Source organism: Xanthomonas sp. SHU 166 (assembly GCF_000364685.1).
Lineage (GTDB): Bacteria > Pseudomonadota > Gammaproteobacteria > Xanthomonadales > Xanthomonadaceae > Xanthomonas_A > Xanthomonas_A sontii.
This window is the reverse complement of record NZ_AQOJ01000296.1, coordinates 1-2,827: the sequence shown is the minus strand read 5'-3', so window position 1 is coordinate 2,827 and position 2,827 is coordinate 1. Positions and strand designations below refer to the sequence as shown.

At 70.6% G+C, this 2,827-nt stretch carries 1 protein-coding gene, 1 pseudogene and 1 riboswitch; the gene and the pseudogene both read left to right on the top strand.

Annotation, left to right across the window (positions count from 1 at the left end; translation table 11 throughout):
- Positions 1–253, top strand: a pseudogene (locus D180_RS09120) (transcriptional regulator); the annotation flags it as partial.
- A gap of 25 nt (positions 254–278) precedes the next feature.
- A riboswitch (cobalamin riboswitch) is annotated at positions 279–497 on the top strand.
- A 113-nt stretch (positions 498–610) separates the two neighbouring features.
- The gene (btuB, locus tag D180_RS09115; protein ID WP_017912550.1) at positions 611–2,482 is read left to right on the top strand and encodes a TonB-dependent vitamin B12 receptor; all 1,872 of its coding nucleotides are present in this window, start codon (positions 611–613) and stop codon (positions 2,480–2,482) included.
- Positions 2,483–2,827 lie beyond the last annotated feature (345 nt).

Genomic DNA, 2,827 nt, shown 5'->3' with positions numbered 1-2,827 from the left:
CAGCGGCTGCCACTGGCAGGAACTGTCCGAGGCACGCCGCGCGCAGTTGCTGGGCGAACTGGAGATCGCAACGGCCGCGCTGCCGGCGCAGCGCGGCCTGCCGGTCGCCGGGCCGGTGGCGACCACCCACTTCGACCGCGACGACACGCGCGACGACGACGCTGCCGACGGCGCCTACGCGCAGGACACGCACGACACGCCGATGGGCGACCAGCACGGCGACGACGACGGCCACGGCACTCACGCCGACTGAGCCGCGCGGGCGGCGGCGATCGCGTACAATCGCGCCGCTTCAAGGTGACCCGCCGGCTCCGGCCAGCGGGTTGAAACGGGAAGCCGGTGCGTCTTGCGACAAGGCCGGCGCTGCCCCCGCAACGGTAAGCGATCCGCGCTGACGACCTGCGCCACTGTGCCCTGGGCATGGGAAGGCGTCGCAGCCGGGAGGTCCGCCTCCCCGATCGCGAGTCCGGAGACCGGCCTTGCAGTTCACTGGTTGCGATGCGGAGGGCGTCGCGGCGTGCCGCGCCGTGTCCGGCGCCGTCCGCTTGCACCTTCCGTTCGCGACTCCCTTGCCGTCACAGCGCGCAGCCGCGCGCCGGAGTTGCCACCCATGTCGTCCCGCCTGCTTTCGGTCGCGATCGCGTCCGCCCTGTCCCTGCCCGCGCTGGCCCACGCCGCCGATGCCGCCACCGACCTCGACCAGGTCCTGGTCACCGCCACCCGCACCCAGATCTCGGTGGAGGACAGCGTGGTGCCGGCGCAGGTCATCGACCGCGCCGAGATCGAGCGCAGCCAGGCCACCTCGCTGGCGCAACTGCTGCAGGGCCGCGCCGGCATCGGCGTCTCCAACCAGGGCGGCCTGGGCAAGCTGACCACGCTGAACCTGCGCGGCAGCGAGTCGGACCATGTGCTGGTACTGGTGGACGGCGTGCGCATCGGCTCGGCCAGCGCCGGCCTGGCCGCGTTCCAGGACCTGCCGCTGAGCCAGATCGAGCGCATCGAGATCGTGCGCGGGCCGCGCTCGAGCCTGTACGGCTCCGACGCGATCGGCGGCGTCATCCAGATCTTCACCCGCCGCGGCGGCCAGGGCTTCCAGCAGAACCTGAGCCTGGGCGGCGGCAGCCACGGCCTGCGCGAGGCCGGCGCCGGCTTCAGCAACCGCGGCGAGCGCGGCTGGCTGGCCGTGCAGGGCGGCTACCAGAAGACCGACGGCATCAATGCCTGCAACGGCTCGGCCACGCTGTTCGCCGGCTGCTTCGTCGACCAGCCCGACCGCGACGGCTACCGCAACGTCTCGCTGAGCGCGCGCGGCGGCTACGCGCTGACCGACACGCTGCGCGTCGAAGGCCAGGCGCTGAACATCGACAGCCGCAACGAGTACGACGGCGACGCGCTGTTCGCCGGCAACGAGGCCGACAACACCCAGCAGGTGTTCAGCGGCAAGCTCGACTGGACGCCCTCCGATCGCCTGCACCTGGCCGCGCAACTGGGCCGCAACGTCGACGACGCCGACAGCTACTACCGTGCGCCGGGCGCACGCACCCGCAGCTTCGTCAGCACCTTCGACAGCCGCCGCGACACCGCCGCGCTGCAGGGCGACATCACCCTGGCCGAAGGCCATCTGCTCAGCGTCGGCAGCGACTGGCAGCGCGAGCACGTCGCCAGCAGCACCGCCTTCGACGTCGACAGCCGCGACAACACCGGCGTGTTCGCCGAGTACCAGGGCCGTTTCGGCGCGCAGCAGGTGCAGGCCAGCGTGCGCAGCGACGACAACGAACAGTTCGGCGAGCACACCACCGGCAGCCTCGGCTGGGGCCTGGCGCTGGACCATGGCCTCAAGCTCACCGCCAGCGTCGGCACCGGCTTCAAGGCGCCGACCTTCAATGACCTGTACTACCCGTTCGCCGGCAATCCGGAACTGAAGCCGGAGCGCTCCAAGAGCGGCAACCTCGGCATTGCGCAGTATGCCGACAGCTGGAACTGGACCTTCAACGCCTACGAGACCCGGGTGAAGGACCTGATCTCCTACGACGCGGTCAGCTTCCTGCCGGTCAACGTGGACGAGGCGCGCATCCGCGGCGCCGAACTGACCGGCTATGCGCTGCTGGCCGGCTGGGAACTGTCGGCGCAGCTGAGCCATACCGACCCGCGCAACCGCAGCGATGGCGGCAACCGCGACAACTGGCTGGCGCGCCGCGCGCAGAACACCGCGCGCCTGGACGTAGACCGCGGCATCGGCCCGGTCAAGCTCGGCGTCAGCGTGTTCGGCAGCGGCCACCGCTTCGACGACGCGGCCAACCGCGTGCGCCTGGCGGGCTACGGCACCGTCGACCTGCGCGCGGAGTACGCGTTCACCCCGGACTGGACGCTGCAGGCCAAGGCCAGCAACGTGTTCGACCGCGACTACCAGACGGTGAACTGGTACAACCAGCCGGGTCGCGAATACGCGCTGACCCTGCGCTACGCGCCGGCGGCGCGCTGACGCCATGCGTCGCGCTGCGCCGGAAGGCATGGCGCGACGCGACAGCTCAGACATCACACGCGTCTTTTTCGTAGGAGCTGCTTCAGCCGCGATGGGCTTTCCCGGGGAAGCCTGTCGCGGCTGAAGCCGTTCCTACGAAAGGCGGCATGTGCGAACACAGCGGATGTAGATGCGCGCATTCTCAAAGCAGACATGCGCGACGCACGCGCACTTGGTCGCTCGCGATCAGGCCGCTGGCTGCCGAACGCAAACAGCCTTCCTCGTGCTCATGCATCGCGGCACAAACCTGACAGTTCAGCGACCGCTACGCGCCCGGACCCTCACCCCAACCCCTCTCCCGGGGGG